The sequence below is a fragment of the Pseudoalteromonas sp. 68 DY56-GL68 genome (assembly GCF_041414825.1).
Classification (GTDB): Bacteria; Pseudomonadota; Gammaproteobacteria; order Enterobacterales; family Alteromonadaceae; genus Pseudoalteromonas.
This window is the reverse complement of sequence record NZ_JAOCZL010000006.1, coordinates 597,590-621,477: the sequence shown is the minus strand read 5'-3', so window position 1 is coordinate 621,477 and position 23,888 is coordinate 597,590. Positions and strand designations below refer to the sequence as shown.

Below are 23,888 nucleotides of genomic sequence, written 5' to 3'. Positions count from 1 at the left end.
GTGTCTATAAATTCACTTTTAGGCAAGCAATTATGAAGTTAATACATGTAACGCTTTTATTTATCACGTTGACCTTGTCAGCGTATGTCAATGCTAACGGCTTCAAGACAGTCGGTGAAGCGAAAATGGAGTATTTATTTTGGGATGTCTATGACGCGAAACTAGAAACTCCCACAGGAAGCTATGAGTTTGGTGAACATCCGGTGAAATTAACACTTACTTATTTGCGTAATTTTGATGCAAAAGACATCGTCAAAGCGACCAATGAACAATGGCAGCATCTCGGTTTGGTCGATATGGTTAACACTTATGACGAAAAATTGTTAGCGCTTTGGCCAAATATCGAAAAAAACGACTCTTTATCATTTGAAACGAACCCACAAGGCATAGGTACTTTTTACTTTAATAACGATAAGCTAGGTGTTGTTGAAGACAAGAAGTTTGCAGACCATTTTTTAGCAATTTGGCTCAGTAGTGATACCTCAGAGCCGTCACTTCGAAAACAGCTTATTGGAGGGAAACATGATTAAGCTCAAAGCAATTTTTATTTTTATCATGGTAATGTTAGTCACCAGTTGTTCTGCACCTGACGTTGATTATTACCAAGGAACAGAGCCACAGTTTGATTTTAAACGCTTCTTTAATGGCGAGTTGAAAGCCTATGGTGTTGTCCAAGACCACAAAGGCGAGTTAACGCGTAAGTTAGTGGTTGATATGCAAGCAAGCTGGCAAGGTAATCAAGGAGTTATTGATGAGCAATTTGTCTATGATGATGGTGAAACTCAAACGCGTACTTGGTATATCACTCTAAAAGAGGATGGCAGCATTGAGGGGACAGCATCTGATGTTATCGGTACGGCTTACGGTGACAGCAATGGCAGTGTTTTTCATTGGACCTACTCGGTGGAATTACCTTATGATGGTAGTACTTTAGTAGTGAATTTTGATGATTGGATGTATTTGGTAACACAATCACGCTTGATTAACCGTACTGCTATTGATAAGTTTGGCATCGAGGTCGGGGAAGTGACCTTGGTTATCGAGAAAATCGAACGATAGTTTAATTGTCTCTAAGCCATTTGAAAGATGGTTAAATTCAGTCTTTATTAACCCTGAAGTCACTAGATTAGTGACAGATAGTTAAAATGTAGTCATTTTTGAAGAATTTACGTAAAAATAGCAATTTGCTGTTGCTAACTTTTCAAAAATACATAAAGATAGGTTTTGCGAAGGCAAAATAATAACGAATAGGAATCTAACAATGAATAAAGCTCAATTAGTTGAAAAAATTGCTACTGATGCAGAAATCTCAAAAGCGGCAGCAACACGTGCACTTGATGCGTTCACTGGCGCGGTTACTAACTCTCTTAAAGAAGGTAACTCAGTAGCATTAGTTGGTTTCGGTACATTCTCAGTAAAAGAGCGTGCAGCGCGTACTGGCCGTAACCCACAAACTGGTGCAGAAATTCAAATCGCAGCAGCAACTATCCCAAGCTTTAAAGCGGGTAAAGGTCTTAAAGATCAAGTTAATCCTTAATAAGACTGATTGCTTATTATTAAAAAAAGGGCTAATAAGCCCTTTTTTTGTCTCTTTGATTTAGCTTTAAAACGTTTACGCTTTTAGCGCTTTGTCACCTCGACCAATGCCAACCGCACCAGAACGTACAACTTCAATAAGATCTGTTTCATGGCGCAGTGTATCAAGGAAAGACTCTATTTTTTCAGTACTAGCCACTAGTTGTAACGTGTAGCTATGGCGACCCATATCAAGAATCGCACCTTGAAATACATCAACCACACGGGTGACCGCTGCGCGAGTGTTTTCGTCTTGGGCAAACACTTTCACAAGTAACAATTCGCGCTCAATATGTGCCATTTCAGTTAGATCAATGATCTTAAGTACATCAACAAGTTTATTAACTTGCTTAGTGATTTGCTCAACGATACGGTCGTCACCCATAGTTGTGATGGTAATTCTTGATAATGAGTGATCATCCGTTGTGCCGACGGTTAGGCTGTCAATGTTGTAAGCTCGCTGTGAAAACAAACCAACAATGCGTGATAACGAGCCTGGTTCATTTTCTAATAAGATTGATAAAATACGGCGCATTATGCTTTTACTCCTTTACGTAACCACATGTCGTCTACAGCTCCTAACTTGATTTGCATAGGGTAAACATGTTCTTTCTCATCAACACAAATATCTAAAAATACGAGCCTGTCGTTGATTGACATAGCTTTGTCGATTGCTGGTTCTAGTTCATCGATATGGTCAACGCGAATACCTACATGGCCGTAGCTTTCTACTAGCTTTACAAAGTCAGGTAATGATTCCATATAAGAAGACGAATGACGTCCTGAATACATCATATCTTGCCATTGGCGAACCATGCCAAGTGAACGATTGTTAAGTGAGACTACTTTTACAGCTAAATTGTATTGTAAACAGGTTGATAGCTCTTGAATATTCATTTGAATAGATCCATCCCCTGTCACACAGATTGATTCTTTATCAGGGAAAGCAAGCTTTACTCCCATTGCAGCTGGCAACCCAAAGCCCATGGTGCCTAAGCCACCTGAATTAATCCATTGACGTGGGTGTTTGAACGGGTAGTACTGAGCTGCAAACATTTGGTGCTGGCCTACATCAGAGCTTACATAAGCATCGCCATTGGTTGCTTTATAAATGGCTTCAATTACAGCTTGCGGCTTAATTTTATCGCCATCTGTGCTGTAGCTTAAACACTTTTGTTCACGCCAGCTAATGATTTGTCGCCACCAATCTTCTTGTGCTGAGCGGTCGATCGCAATAGAACTTTTATCTATCGCTGTTTGAAGTTGTTCAAGAACCGTGTTTAAGCAACCAACCACCGGAATGTGGGCTTTAATGGTTTTAGAGATTGATGTTGGATCTACGTCTACATGGACAATCGTTGCATTTGGGCAAAACTTTTTAACGTTATTAGTTACCCGATCATCGAAACGGGCGCCAAGCGCTAAAATAACATCTGCGTTGGCCATTGCTTTATTGGCTTCTAAACTGCCATGCATTCCAAGCATACCAATAAAGTTTGGATGTGTGCCGCTAATGCCACCTAAACCCATTAATGTATTCGTAATAGGCGCATTGAGTGACTCAACAAGTCGAGTTAACTGCTCAGAGGTATTAGAGAGCACAATACCACCACCTGAATAGATAACTAATTTCTTGGCTTCTAGAATCGCAGTAACGGCTTTTCTTATTTGCTTTGAATGCCCTTTCGTATTGGGGTTGTAGGTTCTTAGCTCTGTTGCTTTGGGGAAATCAAATTCAAAAGTAAGCGCAGGGTTTAGCATATCTTTTGGTAGTTCAACAACAACAGGACCAGGACGCCCCGTGCTGGCTATATAGAATGCTTTTGCAAGAATGGCAGGGATATCTTTAGCACTACGGCAATTAAAGCTGTGCTTTACTATGGGCCTTGAGCAGCCAACGATATCTGTTTCTTGGAAAGCGTCGTCACCAATTAGGCCTGTGGGCACTTGGCCAGATAAAACCACCATAGGAATAGAATCCATATAAGCGGTAGCAATACCGGTAATACAGTTTGTCGCCCCTGGGCCTGAAGTTGCAAGCACAACACCGACCTCACCCGTGGCACGGGCATAACCATCTGCCATATGTGTAGCGGCTTGTTCATGACGCACTAAGATATGTTCAATATCGTCTTGTTGAAAAAGTGCATCATATAGGTCTAGTACAGAGCCACCGGGGTAGCCGAAAATATACTTAACCTTTAATTCTTTTAATGCCCGAACTACCAGTTCTGACCCATTGTATTGTGTTTTACTCATCCTCATTCCTCTGTGTGCTAGCTGCGAGAGCATAAAAAAACCCCCGCATAGGGCGGGGGTTTTTTAAAAGCATGCTTTCACCTTTTAATAGCTCCCCGCTGGGCTTGTTAAAAAGACCAGTACGAGAACGTTGACGACTAAAAGGTGACTGCGAATATTCATAGTTTTAAAATTCTTATAAAAGGGCAACTCCTAAATAGAGTTGCTGCCTAAAAAATGATTGACTTATTTTTAAGCTTTTTAGCAAGGGATGTCAACTGTAAAAGGTGGTTTTTGCATTATTTTTTCTTATTTTTGTTGTTGTGGTTATTTTTGTTCTTTTGTTTGTTTTTATTGGCGGCTTTAAGGGAATAACTATGCATTAATTTGATTATGTTGTTTTATGGCTTAACAGTAATAAATAATATAACCACTCCTTAGTTATGCATAATCTAGCCATAAAAAAAGCCAGTCGGGTGACTGGCTTTTTAAAATGAGTTTGTGACTAAAATTACAGGCGGTCGATTACTGCTTGCGTGAAGTCAGTTGTACCATGGCTACCACCTAGGTCACGTGTAGTACGGTCACCTGTCTTAATAACGTCTGCTACAGCGTTACGAATACGCTCAGCTGTTTCACCCATTTCAAGGTGCTCTAGCATTTGAATTGACGCTAAGATAACTGAAGTTGGGTTAGCAAGGTTCTTACCTGCGATATCAGGAGCACTACCGTGAACAGCTTCAAAGATAGCTGCATCTTCACCGATGTTTGCACCTGGTGCCATACCTAAACCACCAACAAGACCAGCACATAGGTCAGATAGAATGTCACCGAATAAGTTCGTTGTAACAATTACATCAAACTCGTCTGGCGTCATTACTAGCTTCATACATGTTGCATCAACGATCATCTCAGTTGATTCGATTTGCGGGTAACGCTCAGCGACTTCACGTGCAACTTTTAAGAATAAACCAGACGTTGATTTAAGGATGTTAGCTTTGTGCACCGCAGTGACTTTTTTACGGCCTTCGCGTACTGCTAATTCGTATGCAAAAGTAACGATTTTTTCTGCACCTTCACGTGTGATTTTTGACATCGCTTCAGCTTCGTTACCATCTTCTGACACAACTTGGCCAAGACCTGAGTACATACCTTGTGTGTTTTCGCGAACCGTGATGATATCGATGTCATCGTAACGCGCTTTTGTACCTGCAAAAGACTTAACAGGGCGTACGTTAGCGTATAGGCCAAACTTTTTACGTAATGTAACGTTGATAGATGTGAAACCTTCACCCACTGGTGTAGTTAAAGGACCTTTTAAAGTGATCTTGTTACGTGCAATAGTATCAATGGTTTCTTGCGGAAGTAACTCACCAGTTTTTTCTAGGGCAGCAAGGCCAGCATCAACGAATTCATAATCAAAATCGCAACCTGCAGCTTTAAGGATCTCAAGTGCTGAATCAATAATGCTAGGACCAATGCCGTCGCCTTTGATCACTGTGATGGTTTGTTTAGCCATTTACTTTTCCTATTTATGAGTAGATATACACGTAAATACATCGCGAAATTGAGCACGACTTTGCTTGTTAGAAACTTTACGTGGATGTGTTTGAAAATTTAAGCGGCTTTTATAGCAATTTATTCAGCTTTTTGCCAGTTTATCCTGTGAATACTGACTATAAATAGGCGAAAGTTCATAATTATTTAACGATTTTGCACGTTTTAACAACACAATTTAAAAATTATCGGCAAACTCGCAGGTTTGTAGATATGAATAAAAATCCGCTTTTGATTGCCAGCCAACTAGATTAAGGCTTTGCGCCATAATTTGTTCTTGCCAACTGCTGAAAACTGCGTTGGGTTGAAAGACATAGTGAGCAAATAATTTTATTGCAATCCAGTGTTTCTCCTCGATACTTAATTGCTGTTTTTCCTTTTGTTCGCTGTTTAGTAAGTATCCAGTCCATGGATTATCACCGAGTAATTGCGTGAGGTATTCATTGAGTGATGTTTGATCAATTGCACTTACGCCAAATAAACAGGCTAAAGGGGCACTAACTATGTTTGATTCGGCTTGTTCAAATAATGTTTTTCGGGATAAGGCAGTAGCATGATTTTCGCATAAAAACACACAGTACGCGTATAAGGGCAGGGTGACTTGTTCAAACTGTTGAATCGTTGAGTGCTTAAAAAAAGCTTGAATAATAACAGCAATATTTTCTAGTCGCTTAACTATGTGTAGTTCTAATGGGTGTGAAATGGTTGCGACTAAACGTTGAAAGAGCACCTTTTGAATAATAGCAGGGGCATTGTCGTAACCCACCATCGATAAACAATGACGTAAGTCTTTAGCACGTTGATGCTCTTTATTATAGGGTTTAACGGCTAGAGTTAATTGCAAAATGAGCTCAGGAAATGGGCTTAGTAACTTATTAAGTGAACTAAAGCTGTATTCTTTCGATATTTTTAACTGGCGAATGAGATTGAGGTATTTTTGTCGCTGAGATTTAGCAATGTCTTCAGGGTGCGCAAAATTTATATTGTCGCTGAACCAAACCGTATAGAGTAAGCGGTTATCACTACATGCTCGTTGTTTCTCAAAGGTATTAAGCGTTGCTTTCACTCTATGCCAACGCACTTTTTCAGGGCGAGAAACATCGACAAGTATATGCCGTGCACGATCATCCGTTGCTAAATAAATGAGTGACTGCTCGGCATAATTTACTTCACTGGCTGGAAGGTATGAGCCGGTGTGGGCAATAAAGTTTTTTATCGCTTTTTGAGCAAATTCATTTGGGGTTCGTAAGTAAATGTCAGCCAGTGCTTTATGTAAACTAATGTGCTCGCCTGTTTGACGGTAAGTTATATTCATTGCAATGATATTAGCTAAGGCAACAAGAGTCGTCGCACCATCGTAAATCATTGTTTTTGGAGCACTTAATAAGGCTTGTTTGTATTTATTAAGGCGCGCAAGTATATGTTGCACACTTAATGTCATAGGGCCAGAGGCATGCAATAACTTTACTGCGAGCTGGTGGCGACATTGCCACAGTTTTTTATCTTGCGCTGTGAGAGTTTGTGCACAGGCTAACTTATTGCTTTGTGATTGCACACATAAATAATTAGCCAAGCAGGTTGCAATAATTTGTTCGCTGATCGCTTGGTTGTAGTTAAGAGCTCGACATAACACACAGGCGAGTACACATTGGTTTACAACTAAATTAGTTGTATAGCCATAATCTGGAACGTATAAGCTTAGTTGGGCTTGCAGGCCTTTAGGACAAGCTTGATAAATGAGGTAGTAACGCTCAGCAAGATTATTTAATAGGGGATATATTTGTGGCCATTTATTTTTGTGATGATAAAGCTTTAATAATTGGTGTGTGCTATCAAACAAGCGCGCCAACTCCCGTGGCGTGACTGACTCCATCATAGCGTGTTAGCCTTCTTGTTGATAGCTTTCATAGGCACTGGGTCCCCATAGCACAAGTTGACCGTTTTTAAATAATAGACCAGTACACTCATCAATTGTTGTAATGCCATCAGATTTAACATGTTGCGTGCGATAAAAAACAATTTGCCATACAACATCTTCTGCTCGTTTCGCATAGGTTAGGTCTGGACTACCTAAATAATCAAGTACGGCATTAAGGTTTTCAGGTTTATCGATTGAAAGCTTGGCAATATAACGTTTATTGAACGCTTCACGATCTTGCCAAATCATTGCTTGAGGGTCATCTTTATAAAAAGTGATAACTAAGGCTGCTATGAGTGCGTAAACACCCAATCCTAGTATCAGATATTGGAAAACCTTTTTAAACATGTGTCACTCTTCAATACGAACGCTGTTTTTAGTATACGATCAGTTGTTCTACAGTGCTAATGGATTGCGACTAATTGAGTCTTAACTGCTTTAAACTAAAGCCTAAGTTTATATCTGTTCGCAAGGTAACCAAGTTTTTGGAAATGATAAACAAATCCATTTCGGCAATGAGCTTACGTTTTAAAGTCGCGTTAAGCGTTTCATCGTCTATGGCATCATCAATCACATTATATTGATTTATCAATTGTTGTGCTGATTTATTGCCAATCCCTTTAACGCCTGGGATATCGTTGGTTTTATCACCTGCTAAAGCCCAAAAATCAATTAGCCTGTGCTGTGGCACTGAAAAGCGCGTATGAATATCATCTTGGCTGATAAAGTGTTTTTTAAAGTAGTCAAAAACGCTTATGTATTCAGATAAAAATGGTAAAAACCCTTTATCAGTTGAAACGATGGTTGAGGGCACTTTATTTGAGGCGGCCTTGTAGGCGAGAGTTGCGATAATGTCATCTGCTTCGTCGTTATCAGGGGAGAAAACAACAATGCCCGTTTGTTCTATCGCTTGCTTAAATAATGCAAGGTTCTTCTTAAGTAAATCAGGCATTGGAGCCCGAGAAGATTTGTAATCTTTAAAGTAATGATAGCGCCAGCTTCTGTCGCCATCAAACACCGCAACGCCGTGGGTGGCGTTACATTGCGCACGTAACTTTTTGCAAGCATGAGCTACACGGGCACAACTTGCTTTGATCATATGCTCTTCACTGTGGTGACTTTGATTACTATCAACAGCATAGATGCGCCTGATTAGATTAAGCGCATCTATTAAAAGTAACTGGGTGCTCACAAAGTCTCCTTGTTAGGCTTTAATCTCATAACAAGGAATATACTTGCTGCCTGGTAGCTTCATTCGGCCCTGGGCAACAAAGGCTGCAAGCAACTTGTCCATGTCGGTCATTAATGTAGGCTCACCGCTGAGTATAAAGCGGCCATGCTGTTTTATAGCCTGAATACCTTCATCTTTAACGTTACCTGCCACAATACCCGAAAAGGCACGGCGTAAATTTGCTGCTAATTGTTGTGTAGGTTGATTTAAATGCAAGTCCAAACTTGCCATGTTTTCGTGCGTTGGTACAAAGGGCTGCTGGAAATCATTATCAATTTTCAATGTCCAATTGAAGTAGTAGGCATCACCTTGGCTCTTACGGTAGTCGCGAACTTCGGCCATTTGGGTTTTAAGTGATTTACCTACACGGGCAGGGTCATCAATAATAACTTCGAACTTTTCAAGAGCGACTTTACCGAGTGTTTTCTCAACAAATTTGCAAAGCTCGATAAAGTAATTTTCACTCTCTTTAGGGCCCGTAAGTATAACAGGTAAACGTTGTTTTTCGTTATCAGGGTGGAGCAAAATACCGAGCAAATACAATAGCTCTTCAGCTGTTCCTGCACCGCCTGGGAAAATAATAATGCCATGTGCCGTTCTTACAAAAGCTTCGAGGCGCTTTTCGATATCGGGTAAAATAACTAATTCATTTACAATCGGGTTCGGTGGCTCAGCAGCAATAATGCTAGGTTCTGTTAACCCTAAATAACGGTTATCTGAAATACGTTGTTTAGCGTGTCCGATAGTGGCCCCTTTCATTGGCCCTTTCATTGCGCCAGGACCACAACCTGTACAAATGTTTAAACCACGTAGGCCAAGCTCATAACCCACCTGCTTGGTGTATTTATATTCAACTTCGTTAATTGAATGACCGCCCCAGCAAACAATCATACTAGGATCACTGTTGACGCGGAGCGCACCCGCATTTCTTAGCATGTCAAACACCATATGCGTGATGGCTTTTTGTTCGGTCAGGTTTTTCTCATATTTTTGGCAGATAAACAAAATATCGCGGATAACTGAGAAAATATGTTCATGAATACCGGTGATAATTTCGCCATCGACAAACGCCGACTCAGGAGGGTTTTCAAGTTCTATTTTAATACCACGCTCACGGCTTAAAAGGCGAATATCAAAATCTTCAAATTTATCGTATATCTCAGAGCTTGAGTCGGTATGACTGCCCACATTTAGGACGGCGAGCACACAGTTTCTAAATAATTTATAGCGCTCACTGGTGGATGATTGTTCGAGTAAGTCTACTTCTAGTTGTGATAATAAATCCAGTACGCCTGTAGGATTCAATTGTTTTAACATAAGCACTCTCCTAGCTCATCTATGAGCCTTTATCATTGTGTATGTACAAGACTTAAACTAATACCTGTCGCAATAATACTTAATCATTTTGAGGTGTAGGTTGCTCAATTAATTAAGTAAATTGGTATAATTAATTTATCGACTGACGCACACTCTATTACGTCCTTCGTTCTTGGCACGATAGAGTGCATCGTCAGCACGGTCGAATGCGATAATAGGTGTGTCACCTTTTTTAAGTTGTGTAGCACCGATTGAAATGGTTATTTCAACTTGAGTATCTTTAAATTTAAATGGAATGGCTTGAATCGTTTTACGCAGTTTTTCAAGCGGCAATGATGCATTATCAAGAGACATTCCGGTCATTAACATGACAAATTCTTCACCGCCATAACGGGCAATAAAGTCAGATTTACGAATTGATTTTTGTAGTGCTTTGGCTATCACTTGTAGTGTTTTATCACCGGCACTGTGACCATATTTATCATTAATTGATTTAAAATGGTCAACATCAATCACAACTAATGTGAGGTCTGATTCCTGGGCATCAAACAGATGAAACTCATGGTTAAAGCGCTCATCAAATGCAGCTCGATTTGGTAACTTAGTTAACCCATCAAGCAAGCTTTTGAACCTTTGTTCATTCAAACGCTGCTTGTAAGTGGTCAGTTTAGATTCTAAATGACCAATTCGACTATTTATGTCGTTGAAACTTGCTAATAAGTTTTCACGCTCGGTATGCTCAAGCTTTTCTTTTGCAATTAAGTCGTCACTTAGCGATTTTAGCTCTTCTTCTACCAGCTCTTTCAGCGCTGAAATAGATGTCGCATCTTGTGTTTTTTTATGCAAATTCTTAATTTTACTTTCTATTTGTTTATTGAGCGTTTCATATTCAGCACTGAGTGATTCTGAATGCTTACTGGTTGATACAATCGAGTGATGTAGGTCTTCGATTGTTTGGTTTAATGAGATTAAAAAGCTTTGCGCAGATTGGCGCTCTTTGCTCATATTACGTGTAATGATAGTGATAATATCGATTGCTGTATCTAGCAGGTCATCGACACTATCATTGTAGGTAATTTTATTTTTTATACTCTTTATTTGTTCTGCACTTTCATCTTCTAGCACAAGGTCATTGGCAAGGAGCATTAACTGTTTGGCAAGTTCTGGCTTTATGAGTGCTTCAGCTTCATTTGCTGCGGAGAGTTTCGCTTGCAATGCTTGATGGTAGATTACAATCAACTTTGAAAGTAATGGAACAAAGTCATGATTTGACTGGATATTATTTAATTCATGATCAAGCAGATGACGAAGTGTTCTGCGCGCATCGTCTGGTAAACCTTTTACTTTTTGAAGTTGCTTACCGGCATCAAGGACAGTGTCATTCAACTCGCGTTGTAGCGCCATTTGTTTCGTTTCTTGGTTTTTTAACAGCCCAAGAATATCGTTAATAAAGGGCTCTAGTAGCTGAAAGTCTACTCCTTTTCTTAATGCATTACGGTATTTTGCAAGACGGTTGTCTAGTTCAATGTCTAGCCCTTTACAGCTGAGCGATAATTTCGCCGCAAACTGTGAGAGCAATTCAACTTGATGCTTACGAGCGTCTTCGACGACCATGCGTGCGTCGATCGCTTGTTTTAACTTTTTATTAAGGACATCATGCTGCTGTTGCACCGAGTAATACCGCCATTAAGATTCAAATTTCAATACCCTAAGTTTACAACAAATTAATGCGAAATGTAGGCGCGAAGTCAAAAACTTAGCGAATTTGTTTATCAAGCTTATTGCATTGGGGCTTTATCGGTTTTTAATTCACATTTTTTTACTCAGTTGGTAGGCTAGCTCGTAATTTTGATACTAAGAAAAAAGAGTTGTTATGAAAAAGTTGTTGGCCATGTCAATATTAGCGGCGTGCTCAAGCAGTGCATTTGCTGATGTTAATTATTCACTGTCTATTACTGAACCTGAACACCATTTAGGTAATGTGAGTGTTGAGTTTCCTGAAACTGCGCAAGCACATTTAGATATTAAACTTCCCGCTTGGCGTACAGGTCGTTACGAAATTTTAAATCTTGCCAATGGCGTACGCTTTTTCGAAGCAAAAGATGATGACGGTAAGGCGTTAAAGTGGGAGAAAATTGACCACAGCACTTGGCGTGTTCACCTAAACGAGCCAACGCAAGTAAATGTTGATTACCAAGTATATGCCAATGAGCTTGGTAAGCGTGCTCGTCACATTGATGATAGCCATGCCTTTATTGATGCCTCGGGCTTTTTCATGTTCAGTGAATCATTTCGCCAAGACCCTGTTACTGTGAATCTAAACGTACCAAAAGCGTGGCGTTCAGTGTCAGGTATGGAAAATGCGGGTTCTAAACACAGCTTTAAAGCCGCGGATTACGACATTTTAGTAGATTCGCCAATTGAAAGTGGTATCAATGAGCTACACAAGTTCACTGTTGATGGTCGTGAATACGAACTCGTTATTTGGGGTGAGGGCAACTACAACGTAGAGCAAATGCTAACCGACCTTAAAAAGCTAGTGGCAACCGGCAATGTAATTTGGGACAGCTATCCGTATGAACGTTATGTATTTATGGTACATGCTACATCAGGTGCAGGCGGGGCAACAGAGCATTTAAACTCAACCATTATCCAGCGCCCACGTGACCGTTTTGGTTCTCGTAAAGATTACCTCGCGTTTATTAGCACTGCTGCCCACGAATTTATTCATACGTGGAATGTTAAAGCGTATCGTCCAAAGGGGATTGCCCCTTACGATTACACAAATATTAACTACACGAAAACGTTGTGGATAGCAGAAGGTTCAACCAGCTACTTTGAAGATCACTTAATGGTGCGCTCGGGTATTGAAACAACCGATGAGTTTTTTGGTACGTTAACCAAAACAATTAATCGTCACTTACAAACACCGGGTCGCGAAGTCCAAAGCGCAACCGAAACCAGTTTTGATAAGTGGATCAACCAAGGCGGCGACCACGCTCGCAACTACAGCACTAATATCTATCTAGAAGGGTCATTGATTTCAATGGCGCTTGAGATTGATTTACTTGAAAAAAGCGATGGAAAAATTAGCTACCGTGATGTTCACCGTGCACTTTACAACAAGCACCGTTTACCAGATGGTTTTACGCCAGATGATGTTAAAGCAATTTTAAAAGAGCTAACAGGTCGTGATTATAGCGCTTGGTGGCAAGCGAATGTGGATGAGCCAGCTGCTATCGACTTCGATGCATTACTTGAAAAAGTAGGCTTAGGTTTAATTCGCCCAGAAGGGGCAAAACCAGTACCGAGTATTGATTCGTTCGCTAAAAACAGTGGTGAGTTACTTACATTGACTCACGTTCGCCGTGGTGGCGCTGCTTGGCAAGCGGGTTTAACGACAGATGACAAAATTGTTGCATTCAACAAAAAGCATGTTGGTAAAGATTTAACAGCTAGCCTTGAAACATTTAAAGCAGGCGACACTGTGACTGTTGATTTCATTAGACGTGATGCCCTGCAAAGCACGACGCTGACACTGAGTGAAGACTTTGATAAAGAGAAAAAGGTAAAAGCATTAAAAGATGCAACACCCGCTCAAATGGCATTGTTTAAAGCATGGATGGGTGTTGACCACCCAAACCAAGAAAAATAACAGCCAATCTAATGTTTAATGATTTTTGACTGGTAAGAGAGGAGCTGCGGCTCCTTTCTTTTTGTTTGGAGTTTGCTGCGCTTTCACAAACTGCTTAGTGTACTTTGTGTTTAATAATGCGCTGTGAAGTTGCTGCTTTTTACGTCGCCAAAATGATTTTTTAACCTTGTTTGATCTATCCCTAATATCGCTTTGTGAATTTTTAGGTTGCGATACCGGGTAGGGTAGCAAAGAGTAGCCATAAACGCCCGTTTCCCAAACATGTTGTAAATCGCAATCAACGGGACGGCCAAATGTGGCAGTGGCTTTTAACAGCGCTTTTGCGCCTGCCAAGCTAACAGCTGTTGCACAACAGCCAGACATCAGCTTTTTGTGAATGACTAAATGCTGCTCATCAGCAAGGGGTTTGGTAAAAGCAATGCCACGCTGACGGTCTTTATAAGCCGCCAATTTTATTAGCTGCCAAGGCTGCTTTAACGTATTAATGTTTTCAATTGCACTGTGAATGGAGCGGTCGAGAACAAAGTCATCTTCTAAAATAATCGCATAATCTAGTTGTCTATCGACAATTGTTTGCCACGCTTTTCGGTGGCTCAGGTAACAACCAATTTCACCTTTACTTAACGGCTTATGGTATTTTTTTAGGTTTAAATCAGCACTGTAATGCTGAGCAATCGCTGATTCAGACAGTTCCCTACCATCAACTGCATTAATGCGCTCAAAGGGTAAGTTTTGTGCCTTTAGCTCTTGGCTTACATGATTTAGCCGCTCAGCTGAGCTTACTAAATTAATTACAAAAATAGCAGTCATGATAATTACCTAATTAGCCGTTTTAAGCAGGCTAGCAATCGTCAATGACGCTTGAGTGTCAGTACTATTTATTTTTTATGTCAGGGCGAGGGGTATTTAAAATTGTTTGCTTTTCTTGCTCGGATAAAATGATCCAATCAAAAATTTCATCATTGCTGCGACCACAGCCTGTGCAATAGCCATTAAGGCGATGACACTGACCTACACAGTCTGTTTTAAATTGGCTATTTTCTTTATGGGAATTTGTCATAGTGTTCTGAAGGCTAATTGTCTTAGCCTTCAATAAATCAGCTATTTACCTTCAACTGGTTTACCAATTTCGAGCGTTGTAGACCATTGTTTTTTACGTGAAAGGGTTTTACCTGTATGAATTGAGATAACAGGATTGTTTTCGTCAAGCACAAAAGTTGTGCGCAACGATTCTGCGGACTCTTTTTGTGTTTGATGCCAATTGTTATCTGCTAAACATGCTTGAGTAAAGTTAACTGCACGAGTGTGATCGGCGACAGCTTGTTGTTGTTGCTCATAACTACCTACGCAGCGGTAGGTAACATTGTCTTTATCAAGCGCGGTAATTTGGCAGTTATCACTAATTAGATTGTATTTTGCTGTCCATGTTTCCATGTACTTAGTATTTACACGGCTACGTTTTAAGCCTTCAAAGCGGTTATCATAAGCACCTAGTAGTGCGTTAATTTTCTCGCAAGGGGTTAAGTTATCAATGGCAGCTTGTTGCTCAGTTGTCAGTCCCGTACATCCTGTTAAAACAAGGCTAGTTAGTAAAGCGGCGAGTGGCTTTTTCATATCAGGCTATCCTTTTAAATAGCAGTTCCTTAAACGTTTTATAAAGGATACCTAAGCCCTTGTAAAAATGCTATGAAAGACATAAAAATATTAATTTTGAATTAATTAGGCTTGATCTAATGCACAGATATCAGCACTTGATTTTTTCCAGTTATCCTTTTTATTTGATGGGCTTCTTTTTCTTCATCATTTATCTAATAAAACAATCTTAAAATCTAATCCAACTCTGTCAATTGAAGATGCAAATAAAAACAGTTATCATAAATTATAATATAATAACCTTTTCTCATCTCGGAGTTCCCAATGAATTTACATAAAAGTGCCTTAGCAGTAATGGCTGGCCTTATTTATGTGAGTGCGCCTGTATATGCCCAAACACAACAATCTAAAGAAAACAATAATGGCGATATTGAGCATATAACTGTTAATGCATCTCAAGTTGAGCTACGCGATAGCTTTGCTGGTGGACAGGTATCTCGTGGCGGTAGAGCAGGGATCTTGGGTAACCTTGATATGATGGATTCGCCATTTAACAGCACTAACTTTACTGCTGAGCTTATTCGTGAGCAACAAGCGAAAAGTGTGGCTGATGTGTTGCAAAATGATCCTGTGGTGAGAGTTGCGAAAGGCTTCGGTAACTTTCAAGAACTCTATGTCATGCGTGGTTTCCCTGTTTACTCAGATGATATGACCTACAATGGCTTATACGGTATTTTACCGCGTCAGTATGTCGCCGCTGAGTTATTAGAACGTGTGGAAGTATTTCGTGGCGCAAGTGCCTTTTTAAATGGCGCAGCACCTGGCGGTAGTGGTTTAGGTGGCTCTGTAAACATTGTTCCTAAACGTGCAGGTGATGAGCCACTTAATCGCGTGACACTTGGTTATGAATCGCAAGGCCACATGTATGGCGCAGCCGATGTTAGCCGCCGTTTTGGTGATGAAGAAAACAGCACCGGTGTCCGTGTAAATTTAGTTCAGCGTGGCGGTGAAACCAGTGTTGATAACCAAGACCGTGACTTGACTGTCGCGTCAGTCGGAGTTGATCACCAGAGTGAGAATTTTCGCGTGTCGTTAGATTTAGGTTTTCAAGATCACCAAGTTGACGCTCCGCGTCCTGCCGTGACTCCATCAGGTGTTATTTTAGACGCGCCCGATAGCGACACTAATTTTGCTCAAGATTGGACCTACACTGATGAGCGCCAATTATTTGGGGCTGTTCGTGGTGAATACGATTTTACCGATAATATCAGCGGCTGGGTCGCTTACGGTTTTAGAAGTGGCGAAGAAGATAACCGCTTTGCAAACCCAACCATGCAAGACAACGGCGACTTAAGCGCATACCGCTTTGATAATGTGCGCAATGAAGATGTGCAGTCGGGTGAAGTGGGCGTTAATATTCAGTTTGATACTGGCTCAGTTGGCCACACGCTGATTTCATCAGCATCAGTGTTCTCCCTAGAAGCAGAAAATGCGTATGCATTCTCAAGTTTTACGGGCTTTAGTGCCGGCACCTTATACAGACCTGAAACTGCCGATATGCCTGATGCCGACTTTTTCATTGGCGGTGACTTAAACAACCCTTTGGTTACTGAAAAAACCGAACTTTCAAGTTTTGCACTCGCTGATATGTTGTCATTCAACGATGGAAAACTGCTTGTTACCTTAGGTGGTCGTTTGCAAAATATTGAAACCAATACCTATGATTACAATAGCGGCGACGAGTTATCAGGCTACGATGAGTCACAATTCACCCCAGTTGCAGGTGTGGTGTACAAGCCGTCAGAGCAGCTTTCGTACTACGCAAACTACATTGAAGGTTTATTACCAGGTGAAGTTGCACCTACCACCAGTGGAGGAGAAGCTGTTGTAAACGCTGGGGAAGTATTTGACCCATACCGTGCTGAACAAATTGAAGTTGGTTTAAAATACGATGCGGGCCAATACGGCGGCTCAGTCAGTGTGTTTAATACTTCAAAGCAAACATCTGTGATCAACAACAATGTATTTAGCATTGATGGCGAACAACAAAATCAAGGTCTAGAAGTCAGTGTATTTGGTATGCCAGCAGATAACCTGCGTGTGATTGGTGGTTTTACCTGGATTGACGCTGAAATGAAAAAAACGCAAGACGGCTTACTTGATGGTAATACCGCCATTGGCGTGCCTGACTTACAAGCCAACGTAAACTTTGAGTGGGACGTAACTGCACTACCAGGCTTAACCCTCGATGCTCGTGCAGCTTATACCTCAGAGCAATACGCAAGCGCCGATAACAGTTTAGAAGTTGATGCATCAAACCGCTTTGATTTAGGTGCACGTTATAACTTCTTAGTTGGTATGACTGATATAACAATTCGTGCCCGTGTCGATAATGTTTTTGACAACAACTACTGGGCATCAGTAGGTGGCTACCCAGGCTCAAATTACCTTGTTCTAAGTGAGCCTCGCACCGTTAAATTATCTGCATCATTCAGCTTCTAATAGGGTAATTTATGTGGATGTCTATCGCTGCCTTTATTGGCAGCGCAATGGCGATTGGGTTGTTTTACCGTGCTTGGCAAAGCAACCTTATAGCCTTTAAATGTATAGCCAAACTCGGTGCGTTGGCACTGATGTTTGGCTCTTTTATGTTATGGGTTCAGCAGCATGGTCCAGAATTGGGCATATGTTACGGCGTTGTAGCGTTTTCTTTGCAGGCATGGAGTTGGATTTATTTTGCTCGCCAACGTATCGATAAAGATATAAAACGCATCAGCTTGCCTTTTGTCAGCGGCATTACTCAACCTCGTTTAGTGATATGTGTTAACGCGTTAATAAAAGCCGCTGCATGTGTCGGGTTAAGTGCCGTTTGTGCCATGTTAGTGACAGTTATCTGGACCACGGCATTGAATATGAGCAAAGTGAATCAAATCGCCTTAGGTATTTATACTATGCCTATTTTATGGGGAGCTGCGGCTTATTGGTTATGTGCCGATAGCAAATTGTGGCGACCTATTTGTGTGCTAGCGGGCCTCAGTGCGCTGAGTTATTTGTTTATTTATAGTGTGTAGTATGAGTTTATCTATTTCCCCAAATGCCAATAAGAGCGCGTTAAAAAGTCATGCATGGATCGGCCTTGCAGTGAGCGTGCTGATGTATTGGGTGTGTTTTTCCGGTGCTTTGTCTGTGTTTTCTCAAGAGTTGTTACGTTGGGAGCAACCACATATTGCAGATGACTTAAATTACACACCAAGCAGTATTCAAACCGCTTATGAGCGCTTTTTAGAAATGAAAGGCGGCAGCACTGACGGTAACATTGTGGTGCGCTTGCCGACGCAAGATTTACCCCGCGCGCGTATTAGCGCTGAGGGAGAGGCCTGGAATATATCGCCAACAGGTGAGTTAAGTGAACCCTCAACAACCCCCATTACAGATTTAATTGTTGATTTGCATACAGCCCTTCATTTACCTGAAGATCTCGGCATGATGATAGTTAGTACGCTTGGCGCAATCTTAAGCGCGTTAATTATTTCAGGCATTATTGCCCATAGACGCATATTTAAAGACGCCTTTCGCCTGCGTACAGGTAATAACGAGCAGCTTACACAAGGTGATTTGCACAACCGTATGAGTGTATGGGGTTTGCCATTTCACTTAATGATAGCGCTTACTGGGGTGTATTTTGGTTTAGCATCATTTCTAACCTCGATTTATGCCGACACCTTATATGACGGGAACAAAATGGGTTTATTCGCTGACATTTATGGCTCATCTATTGTTGTTGAAAACCAGCCCAAAGTGGCCGACATAGCTCGCGCTATTAATGAAATTAGAGCCATGGAGCCTAACACGCAACCTGTTTTCGTTACGCTTGAGAATGCCACCAAAGACAATCAATACATTTTGCTTGGCTCGCAGCACCTCGATAAGTTGATTTATTCTGAGCAATATCGTTTTGATTCATACGGGCAATACATAGACAAAGTAGGCTACTCAGACGGTGAAGTAGGGCAGCAGGCCATTTTTTCTGTGTACCGTATTCACTTTGGCCATTTTGGCCCTGAAGCTATGAAAATCTTTTTTGGTTTAATGGGGTTTGCACTGACCATAATCTCGGTCACAGGCATTAATTTATGGTTGGCGAAAAGGCAAAAACAAGACGCCCTCAACCAATTATGGATGGGGTTTGTTTGGGGCACCCCGATTGCGTTTATTTGTGCGGCGTTGTTAGAGCTCATGCTACATATTCCTACTAAGCCGGTATTTTGGTTGGTGTTAGTGGCTATATTAGTCGGTTCGTTAATACAAAAGATGCTGGTAAAGACGCACTTGGTCTTGCTTAACGTGTTGGCGATGTTGTTAGTTATATTGCCAATAACGCACCTTTTAGTACATTACCCTGATGCCTTAGTGCCTAACTCAATTGCCATAAATATCACGTTTATCGTATTCGCTTTATGTGTGTGGCGATACCGTTATTCACGCGTGAAAAAAGGTTGGGATAGCTAATTAAAAAGGTGTATCAATGCCCCCAATTCCAAGAGGGTGTTAGCAGCCCTTTGCTGCTGGTTTTATATTTAGTGTATTTTACCATAGGGTTTTCATGCATATAATTTAATCCCTAGGGCAGACAGAATTAATTGCAAATGCGGTGCCCCTAATTAGCACCGCCTTTTTAGTAATACTATGCTTACATCTTTGTTTTACCAGCAATGTTGGTTACTTTTACTGAGCCAGAACCATCAGTTAATAATTCAAAGTTTGCCGCAGTATCAACGCGAATGCTTCCTGAACCATCTGAAACGACTACATCGCCCGAGATATCATTTAAATCAATACCACCAGAGCCATCGTGCACTTCAATATTACCTTGTGCGTTGGCAACATCAATATTACCTGAGCCGTCATGAATTTTAATATCACCGCTGATATTACGTGCATCTATGCTACCCGAACCATCATTGATTTCTAATGTACCTTCAATGTCATTCGCTGTAATTGAACCAGAACCATCGTTGATCACTGTATTGGCAACTTTGCTAATAATAATTTCACCGGAGCCATCGTGCACATCAACATTGAATGAACGAGGGATTGCAACGCTTAAATCAATGCGAGTTTGTTTGTTGGTTTGATATTCACATTGACCTGCACTAAGTGCTGCGTTATTGCCTTTGGCTTTAAGGTCTAAGCAGTATTCATCATGAGGCTTTTCTTGATAAATCTCGGCTTTAACGGTCACTTGATCACTGTCACTACCGGTTATGTGTAAAAAGCCAGAGCCTGCTTCTACTTTTAAAGCGCTTAATGATGTTGCATCTAGCGTTAGGTTTTTAGTTGCTTGTAGTGGCATATCACCCCAAGCAAAGGTTTGTGCTGATAATAAGCCTGCGGCAATTAGTGAGAGTGTTTTTACTGTACTTAACATGGTTCTTCCCTTTCATATGTGTGGTGTTACTAGCTTAGTCGCAGGTGCTGATAAAAAAGGTTTAAAGGGTTTAAAAGTTTTTTACAAAAATAGGCAAGAAAGCGCGAGCTTCAGGCATTTATGGTTTTTAACTATGCTTTAGACTGAAATAGTAGAGCAAAACCTAAGCAACCCCAGGAGAAACATATGAGTGATTCAGCGCAAACAAACGATATGCAAGTAATTAAGTCAGGTTCTCAAGATCCAATCGCAGGGCCAGCCGAATGTTTCACAGGTAAAGTGCAAATTAGTACTTTATTTAATGCACCAGCACCTGCTCGCGTTGGTGTTGCTGTGGTGGAGTTTTCAAAAGGAGCTCGCACAAATTGGCATTCTCATCCACTCGGCCAAGTTTTATTAGTTACAGAAGGTCAAGGTTGGACACAGTGCGAGGGTGGCGAGAAAACAGTCATCAATCCGGGTGATTTAATTTGGTGTAACTGCGGGAAGCGACACTGGCATGGTGCGACAGCTGATAGTGCAATGAAGCATGTAGCAGTTCAAGAAGCACTCGATGGTAAACCAGTTGATTGGTTTGAAGCTGTTTCTGATGAAGATTATTTAGCATAAGGTACATTGAAATGTGTGACAAACATGAAACGCAAGACTTATCACGTCGTAATTTTATTAAAACGAGTTCAGCTCTAGGCGCAGGCCTTTTATTAGGTGGCTTTGCGGCGCCTTCATTTGCAGCATCATCTGAGCAGCTTGCAAATGGCAATATAAAATCTCGTGGCTATGCGGCTTTTGATAATTCAGGCTTACTAAAGCCATGGGAGTTCGAAAGACACCCAGTAGGCGATAACGATATTTTAATCGAAATTAAATTCGCCAGTATTTGCCACTCAGATATTCATCAGATGAAAGGGCATTGGGGCGCACAGCAATACCCTCAAGTACCAGGTCATGAAATTGCAGGTATCGTAACTGCGGTCGGTAAGAATGTGACTAAGTTTAAAGTGGGCGACCGTGCTGGTGTAGGCTGTATGGTTGATAGCTGTCTTGACTGTAATAGCTGTAAAGATCAAGGCGAGCAATATTGCCCAGAAACAAAATTCACTTATGGTTACCCTGATGAACGCTCACCGACGGGTATCACACAAGGTGGTTACTCGAATAACATTGTTGTTCGCGATCATTTTGCAGTGCATATTCCTGAAAACATTAGTTTAGAGCATGCTGCTCCTTTATTATGTGCCGGCATTACAACGTATTCTCCGCTGCTTAAATTCAACTTGAAAAAAGGCGATAAAGTAGGTGTTGTTGGTATTGGTGGACTTGGGCACTTAGCTGTTAAATTAGCTGTGTCGCAAGGTGCTGATGTCTACGCGTTCACTAGCTCTAAAGACAAAGTAGCCGATATTAAAGCCTTTGGCGCTAAAGTGGTTGTTGTGGACGGTGAAGACGCTTACAACGAGCATAAGTCGCAGCTTGATTATTTAATTAATACCTTGCCAGTTAAATATGATGTCGCTAAATATGCTTCACTAGTTAAACCATTCGGCACGTACACCCAAGTGGGGATGCCAGAAGAATTTTCATTAAACATGAATGCATTAGCATTGGCTGCAAGCCGCGTAAACTTTAATGCTTCGTTAATTGGTGATATGCAAGAAACGCAAGACGTTGTTGATTACTGTGCTAAGAATAACATTCTGCCAGCAACCCAGTTAATCAAAGCCTCTGAAATCAATAATGCATGGCAAAGCGTGGTGGATAAAAAAGCGCGCTATCGTTATGTAATTGATGCCTCGACATTTTAAATAATTTTTTAGATTGAGTAAGCCAAACGCCATACCCAGTATGGCGCTTTTTGTTGTTCCTTTTTTATTCAGTGATTTGTCGCTTAAAGAGCGAATACTGCCGTAAAAACATATCATTATTTTTTTCTTTTGCTAACTTAGGCTTTTTGGCCCCCAAGGAGTAATAATGAAAAAAATAACCTTCCTAAGTACGTTGTTGTGCTCCAGCTTTTTTGTTTGTAGCGAAGAAACAGATACAACTTTAAACGCCTATGCCGCTGGGTACGTCGCCAATTTTACCTGTAGTGCTACGTTTAACGCTGGCAAAAGCAAAGATCAAATCGATATTGATGAACTTACCGGTATTTACCCTTTAATCGCAGATACTGTAAAAACACTAAAAGCGAACATTGATACTGAGCACAAGCGAGTCATTGTTGATTACGATAAAGATAAACAGCGCATATCGGTGTGGCGTTCTCGTTTAGGCTGTGTTGATTTACCCGTAGGGGCAAGCCTTAAAGCTGCAACACTTGTGCAAGCACCGTTTAAAGAAAACTTAGCCTACCAAAAGGATGATGGTAAGCCTTGGCAAACGTTAAATGGTGTTAATAAAGCAACGGGTAATAAGGCGCTTGATGAGATTATTGCTCAGGCTTTTACTCGTCATTATGGTGAAGGCGCACGCACTTCAGCTATTTTAATAGCAAGCCCTGAGGCGATTTTAGCAGAGCAATATAAAGCAGGTTTTACCCCTGAAACCGCCCAGCGTACTTGGTCTGTTGCAAAAAGTATTGGCGCTAGCATCATTGGTGTGGCGGTAGCGCAAAAGCGACTTGATGTTACTAAGCCTGCGGGGCTTGAAAGCTGGTCTCACCCGCTTGACCCACGTGGCGAAATTACCCTTGAAAACTTACTTCACATGGCATCAGGCTTAGACAGTAATAAAGCGGGCAACCGGACAGATCGGGTGTATATGGGGGGCGGTTTAGTGTCTGATACTGCAACGCATACTGCGTTAGAAGTAAAGCCAGGTAGCCGCTGGAAATACGCCAATAACGACACCATGTTAGCGCTACGTACCTTACGAGAAACGTTCAACGATGAGGCGAGCTATTTACGTTACCCATATGACAACTTACTCGATAAAATCGGCATGCAGCACACGTTTTTAGAGTCAGATTGGCAAAGTGACTTTATTTTGTCATCGCAAGTGTGGACTACTTCACGGGATCTTGCTCGTTTAGGGCTATTACACCTAAATAATGGTCGCTGGCAAGGTGAGCAAATATTACCAAAAGACTGGTTAAGTTATATTAGTAAACCTGCCCCTGCTCAACCCCCTGAAACGGCGCCAGGATACGGCGCACAGTGGTGGCTTTATAACGAACGTTTTCCTGAATTACCAAACGATACTATTGCTGCGCGAGGTAACCGTGGTCAATATTTGGTGATTATTCCAAGCGAGCAGTTAGTGATTGTTAGGCGAGGGTATGACCTTGCAGGGCTTAAAGGCTTTAGTGAACATGACTTTACACGTGATGTTTTAAAAGCACTGGGTAGATAAAGTTAGGCAATAAAAAAGCTGCTTTGTG

Annotated in this window: 22 protein-coding genes; 10 read left to right on the top strand and 12 right to left on the bottom strand. The window is 41.2% G+C overall.

Going from position 1 to position 23,888, the window contains the following annotated elements; genetic code table 11:
• Window positions 1–32 precede the first annotated feature (32 nt).
• The 3 genes from NYF15_RS03590 (at window position 33) to NYF15_RS03580 (ending at window position 1,537) form a co-directional block, all read left to right on the top strand.
• Window positions 33–530, top strand: a complete 498-nt coding sequence (locus NYF15_RS03590) for a chalcone isomerase family protein (protein ID WP_371352806.1) — start codon at window positions 33–35, stop codon at window positions 528–530.
• Entirely contained in the window at window positions 523–1,059 is a 537-nt protein-coding gene (locus NYF15_RS03585) for a DUF3833 domain-containing protein (protein ID WP_371352805.1), read from the top strand. Before NYF15_RS03590 ends, NYF15_RS03585 begins: the two co-directional genes overlap by 8 nt.
• A 202-nt stretch (window positions 1,060–1,261) precedes the next feature.
• Window positions 1,262–1,537, top strand: a complete 276-nt coding sequence (locus NYF15_RS03580; protein WP_036972004.1) for an HU family DNA-binding protein — start codon at window positions 1,262–1,264, stop codon at window positions 1,535–1,537.
• A gap of 75 nt (window positions 1,538–1,612) precedes the next feature.
• Here NYF15_RS03580 and ilvN read toward each other — a convergent pair whose 3' ends face one another.
• From ilvN to NYF15_RS03540, 8 genes are all read right to left on the bottom strand, one after another.
• Complete coding sequence (gene ilvN / locus NYF15_RS03575; RefSeq protein WP_036972002.1) at window positions 1,613–2,110, bottom strand: acetolactate synthase small subunit; 498 nt, start codon at window positions 2,108–2,110, stop codon at window positions 1,613–1,615.
• Complete coding sequence (locus tag NYF15_RS03570) at window positions 2,110–3,834, bottom strand: acetolactate synthase 3 large subunit (protein WP_130152271.1); 1,725 nt, start codon at window positions 3,832–3,834, stop codon at window positions 2,110–2,112. The genes ilvN and NYF15_RS03570 overlap by 1 nt, the downstream gene beginning before the upstream one ends.
• Before the next feature lie 490 nt (window positions 3,835–4,324).
• A complete protein-coding gene (locus NYF15_RS03565) occupies window positions 4,325–5,332 on the bottom strand; it encodes an isocitrate dehydrogenase (protein ID WP_062568108.1) in 1,008 nt (335 codons plus the stop codon).
• A 216-nt stretch (window positions 5,333–5,548) separates the two neighbouring features.
• Complete coding sequence (locus NYF15_RS03560) at window positions 5,549–7,246, bottom strand: hypothetical protein (protein ID WP_371352804.1); 1,698 nt, start codon at window positions 7,244–7,246, stop codon at window positions 5,549–5,551.
• A 6-nt stretch (window positions 7,247–7,252) separates the two neighbouring features.
• Window positions 7,253–7,636 (bottom strand): DUF3192 domain-containing protein, encoded by a 384-nt coding sequence (locus NYF15_RS03555; protein WP_062568106.1) that lies wholly within the window; start codon window positions 7,634–7,636, stop codon window positions 7,253–7,255.
• Between the two features lie 70 nt (window positions 7,637–7,706).
• A complete protein-coding gene (xni, locus tag NYF15_RS03550) occupies window positions 7,707–8,480 on the bottom strand; it encodes a flap endonuclease Xni (protein ID WP_371352803.1) in 774 nt (257 codons plus the stop codon).
• 12 nt (window positions 8,481–8,492) lie between these two features.
• Window positions 8,493–9,836 carry a nucleotide 5'-monophosphate nucleosidase PpnN gene (ppnN, locus tag NYF15_RS03545; RefSeq protein ID WP_062568104.1) on the bottom strand — a complete coding sequence of 448 codons (1,344 nt, stop codon included), beginning with the start codon at window positions 9,834–9,836 and terminating at the stop codon, window positions 8,493–8,495.
• Window positions 9,837–9,971: 135 nt separating this feature from the next.
• On the bottom strand, window positions 9,972–11,507 hold the full coding sequence (locus NYF15_RS03540; RefSeq protein WP_346427438.1) for a diguanylate cyclase: 1,536 nt from the start codon (window positions 11,505–11,507) through the stop codon (window positions 9,972–9,974).
• 202 nt (window positions 11,508–11,709) lie between these two features.
• Between NYF15_RS03540 and NYF15_RS03535 the strand changes: the two genes are divergently transcribed.
• Window positions 11,710–13,491: a M61 family metallopeptidase gene (locus NYF15_RS03535; RefSeq protein ID WP_371352802.1), complete on the top strand. Its 1,782-nt coding sequence runs from the start codon at window positions 11,710–11,712 to the stop codon at window positions 13,489–13,491.
• 15 nt (window positions 13,492–13,506) lie between these two features.
• On the opposite strand, the gene NYF15_RS03530 is transcribed toward NYF15_RS03535, so the two are convergent.
• The 3 genes from NYF15_RS03530 to NYF15_RS03520 all read right to left on the bottom strand — a co-directional run bounded on the left by NYF15_RS03530 (window position 13,507) and on the right by NYF15_RS03520 (window position 15,105).
• Complete coding sequence (locus NYF15_RS03530) at window positions 13,507–14,301, bottom strand: glycosyltransferase family 25 protein (protein WP_371352801.1); 795 nt, start codon at window positions 14,299–14,301, stop codon at window positions 13,507–13,509.
• A gap of 64 nt (window positions 14,302–14,365) precedes the next feature.
• Window positions 14,366–14,551, bottom strand: a complete 186-nt coding sequence (locus NYF15_RS03525; RefSeq protein WP_237118991.1) for a DUF1289 domain-containing protein — start codon at window positions 14,549–14,551, stop codon at window positions 14,366–14,368.
• A gap of 41 nt (window positions 14,552–14,592) precedes the next feature.
• Window positions 14,593–15,105 (bottom strand): hypothetical protein, encoded by a 513-nt coding sequence (locus NYF15_RS03520; protein WP_130152265.1) that lies wholly within the window; start codon window positions 15,103–15,105, stop codon window positions 14,593–14,595.
• Between the two features lie 303 nt (window positions 15,106–15,408).
• On the opposite strand from NYF15_RS03520, the gene NYF15_RS03515 reads away from it, so the two are divergent.
• Genes NYF15_RS03515 through NYF15_RS03505 form a run of 3 tightly spaced genes read left to right on the top strand, consistent with a single transcriptional unit; the run spans window position 15,409 to window position 19,593 of the window.
• The gene (locus NYF15_RS03515; protein WP_371352800.1) at window positions 15,409–17,586 is read left to right on the top strand and encodes a TonB-dependent receptor; all 2,178 of its coding nucleotides are present in this window, start codon (window positions 15,409–15,411) and stop codon (window positions 17,584–17,586) included.
• 11 nt (window positions 17,587–17,597) lie between these two features.
• Window positions 17,598–18,155: a hypothetical protein gene (locus NYF15_RS03510; protein WP_237118989.1), complete on the top strand. Its 558-nt coding sequence runs from the start codon at window positions 17,598–17,600 to the stop codon at window positions 18,153–18,155.
• A gap of 1 nt (window position 18,156) precedes the next feature.
• On the top strand, window positions 18,157–19,593 hold the full coding sequence (locus tag NYF15_RS03505; RefSeq protein WP_371352799.1) for a PepSY-associated TM helix domain-containing protein: 1,437 nt from the start codon (window positions 18,157–18,159) through the stop codon (window positions 19,591–19,593).
• 181 nt (window positions 19,594–19,774) lie between these two features.
• Here the strand turns inward: NYF15_RS03505 and NYF15_RS03500 are convergent, their stop codons facing one another.
• The gene (locus NYF15_RS03500) at window positions 19,775–20,512 is read right to left on the bottom strand and encodes a hypothetical protein (protein ID WP_371352798.1); all 738 of its coding nucleotides are present in this window, start codon (window positions 20,510–20,512) and stop codon (window positions 19,775–19,777) included.
• 186 nt (window positions 20,513–20,698) lie between these two features.
• On the opposite strand from NYF15_RS03500, the gene NYF15_RS03495 reads away from it, so the two are divergent.
• The 3 genes from NYF15_RS03495 to NYF15_RS03485 all read left to right on the top strand — a co-directional run bounded on the left by NYF15_RS03495 (window position 20,699) and on the right by NYF15_RS03485 (window position 23,860).
• Window positions 20,699–21,121 carry a cupin domain-containing protein gene (locus tag NYF15_RS03495; protein ID WP_055021700.1) on the top strand — a complete coding sequence of 141 codons (423 nt, stop codon included), beginning with the start codon at window positions 20,699–20,701 and terminating at the stop codon, window positions 21,119–21,121.
• An 11-nt stretch (window positions 21,122–21,132) separates the two neighbouring features.
• Window positions 21,133–22,314, top strand: coding sequence for an NAD(P)-dependent alcohol dehydrogenase (locus tag NYF15_RS03490; protein ID WP_371352797.1), 1,182 nt, complete (start codon window positions 21,133–21,135; stop codon window positions 22,312–22,314).
• A gap of 166 nt (window positions 22,315–22,480) precedes the next feature.
• A complete protein-coding gene (locus NYF15_RS03485; protein ID WP_371352796.1) occupies window positions 22,481–23,860 on the top strand; it encodes a serine hydrolase domain-containing protein in 1,380 nt (459 codons plus the stop codon).
• Window positions 23,861–23,888 lie beyond the last annotated feature (28 nt).

Bases quoted from the DNA above. Each gene is read 5' to 3' on its own strand.
- NYF15_RS03520 (WP_130152265.1), bottom strand. From the start codon at position 15,105: ATGAAAAAGCCACTCGCCGCTTTACTAACTAGCCTTGTTTTAACAGGA.
- NYF15_RS03490 (WP_371352797.1), top strand. From the start codon at position 21,133: ATGTGTGACAAACATGAAACGCAAGACTTATCACGTCGTAATTTTATT.
- NYF15_RS03585 (WP_371352805.1), top strand. From the start codon at position 523: ATGATTAAGCTCAAAGCAATTTTTATTTTTATCATGGTAATGTTAGTC.
- NYF15_RS03590 (WP_371352806.1), top strand. From the start codon at position 33: ATGAAGTTAATACATGTAACGCTTTTATTTATCACGTTGACCTTGTCA.
- NYF15_RS03485 (WP_371352796.1), top strand. From the start codon at position 22,481: ATGAAAAAAATAACCTTCCTAAGTACGTTGTTGTGCTCCAGCTTTTTT.
- NYF15_RS03495 (WP_055021700.1), top strand. From the start codon at position 20,699: ATGAGTGATTCAGCGCAAACAAACGATATGCAAGTAATTAAGTCAGGT.
- NYF15_RS03505 (WP_371352799.1), top strand. From the start codon at position 18,157: ATGAGTTTATCTATTTCCCCAAATGCCAATAAGAGCGCGTTAAAAAGT.
- NYF15_RS03515 (WP_371352800.1), top strand. From the start codon at position 15,409: ATGAATTTACATAAAAGTGCCTTAGCAGTAATGGCTGGCCTTATTTAT.
- NYF15_RS03555 (WP_062568106.1), bottom strand. From the start codon at position 7,636: ATGTTTAAAAAGGTTTTCCAATATCTGATACTAGGATTGGGTGTTTAC.
- NYF15_RS03560 (WP_371352804.1), bottom strand. From the start codon at position 7,246: ATGATGGAGTCAGTCACGCCACGGGAGTTGGCGCGCTTGTTTGATAGC.
- NYF15_RS03510 (WP_237118989.1), top strand. From the start codon at position 17,598: ATGTGGATGTCTATCGCTGCCTTTATTGGCAGCGCAATGGCGATTGGG.
- NYF15_RS03580 (WP_036972004.1), top strand. From the start codon at position 1,262: ATGAATAAAGCTCAATTAGTTGAAAAAATTGCTACTGATGCAGAAATC.
- NYF15_RS03530 (WP_371352801.1), bottom strand. From the start codon at position 14,301: ATGACTGCTATTTTTGTAATTAATTTAGTAAGCTCAGCTGAGCGGCTA.
- NYF15_RS03525 (WP_237118991.1), bottom strand. From the start codon at position 14,551: ATGACAAATTCCCATAAAGAAAATAGCCAATTTAAAACAGACTGTGTA.
- NYF15_RS03565 (WP_062568108.1), bottom strand. From the start codon at position 5,332: ATGGCTAAACAAACCATCACAGTGATCAAAGGCGACGGCATTGGTCCT.
- NYF15_RS03570 (WP_130152271.1), bottom strand. From the start codon at position 3,834: ATGAGTAAAACACAATACAATGGGTCAGAACTGGTAGTTCGGGCATTA.
- ilvN (WP_036972002.1), bottom strand. From the start codon at position 2,110: ATGCGCCGTATTTTATCAATCTTATTAGAAAATGAACCAGGCTCGTTA.
- NYF15_RS03535 (WP_371352802.1), top strand. From the start codon at position 11,710: ATGAAAAAGTTGTTGGCCATGTCAATATTAGCGGCGTGCTCAAGCAGT.
- ppnN (WP_062568104.1), bottom strand. From the start codon at position 9,836: ATGTTAAAACAATTGAATCCTACAGGCGTACTGGATTTATTATCACAA.
- NYF15_RS03500 (WP_371352798.1), bottom strand. From the start codon at position 20,512: ATGTTAAGTACAGTAAAAACACTCTCACTAATTGCCGCAGGCTTATTA.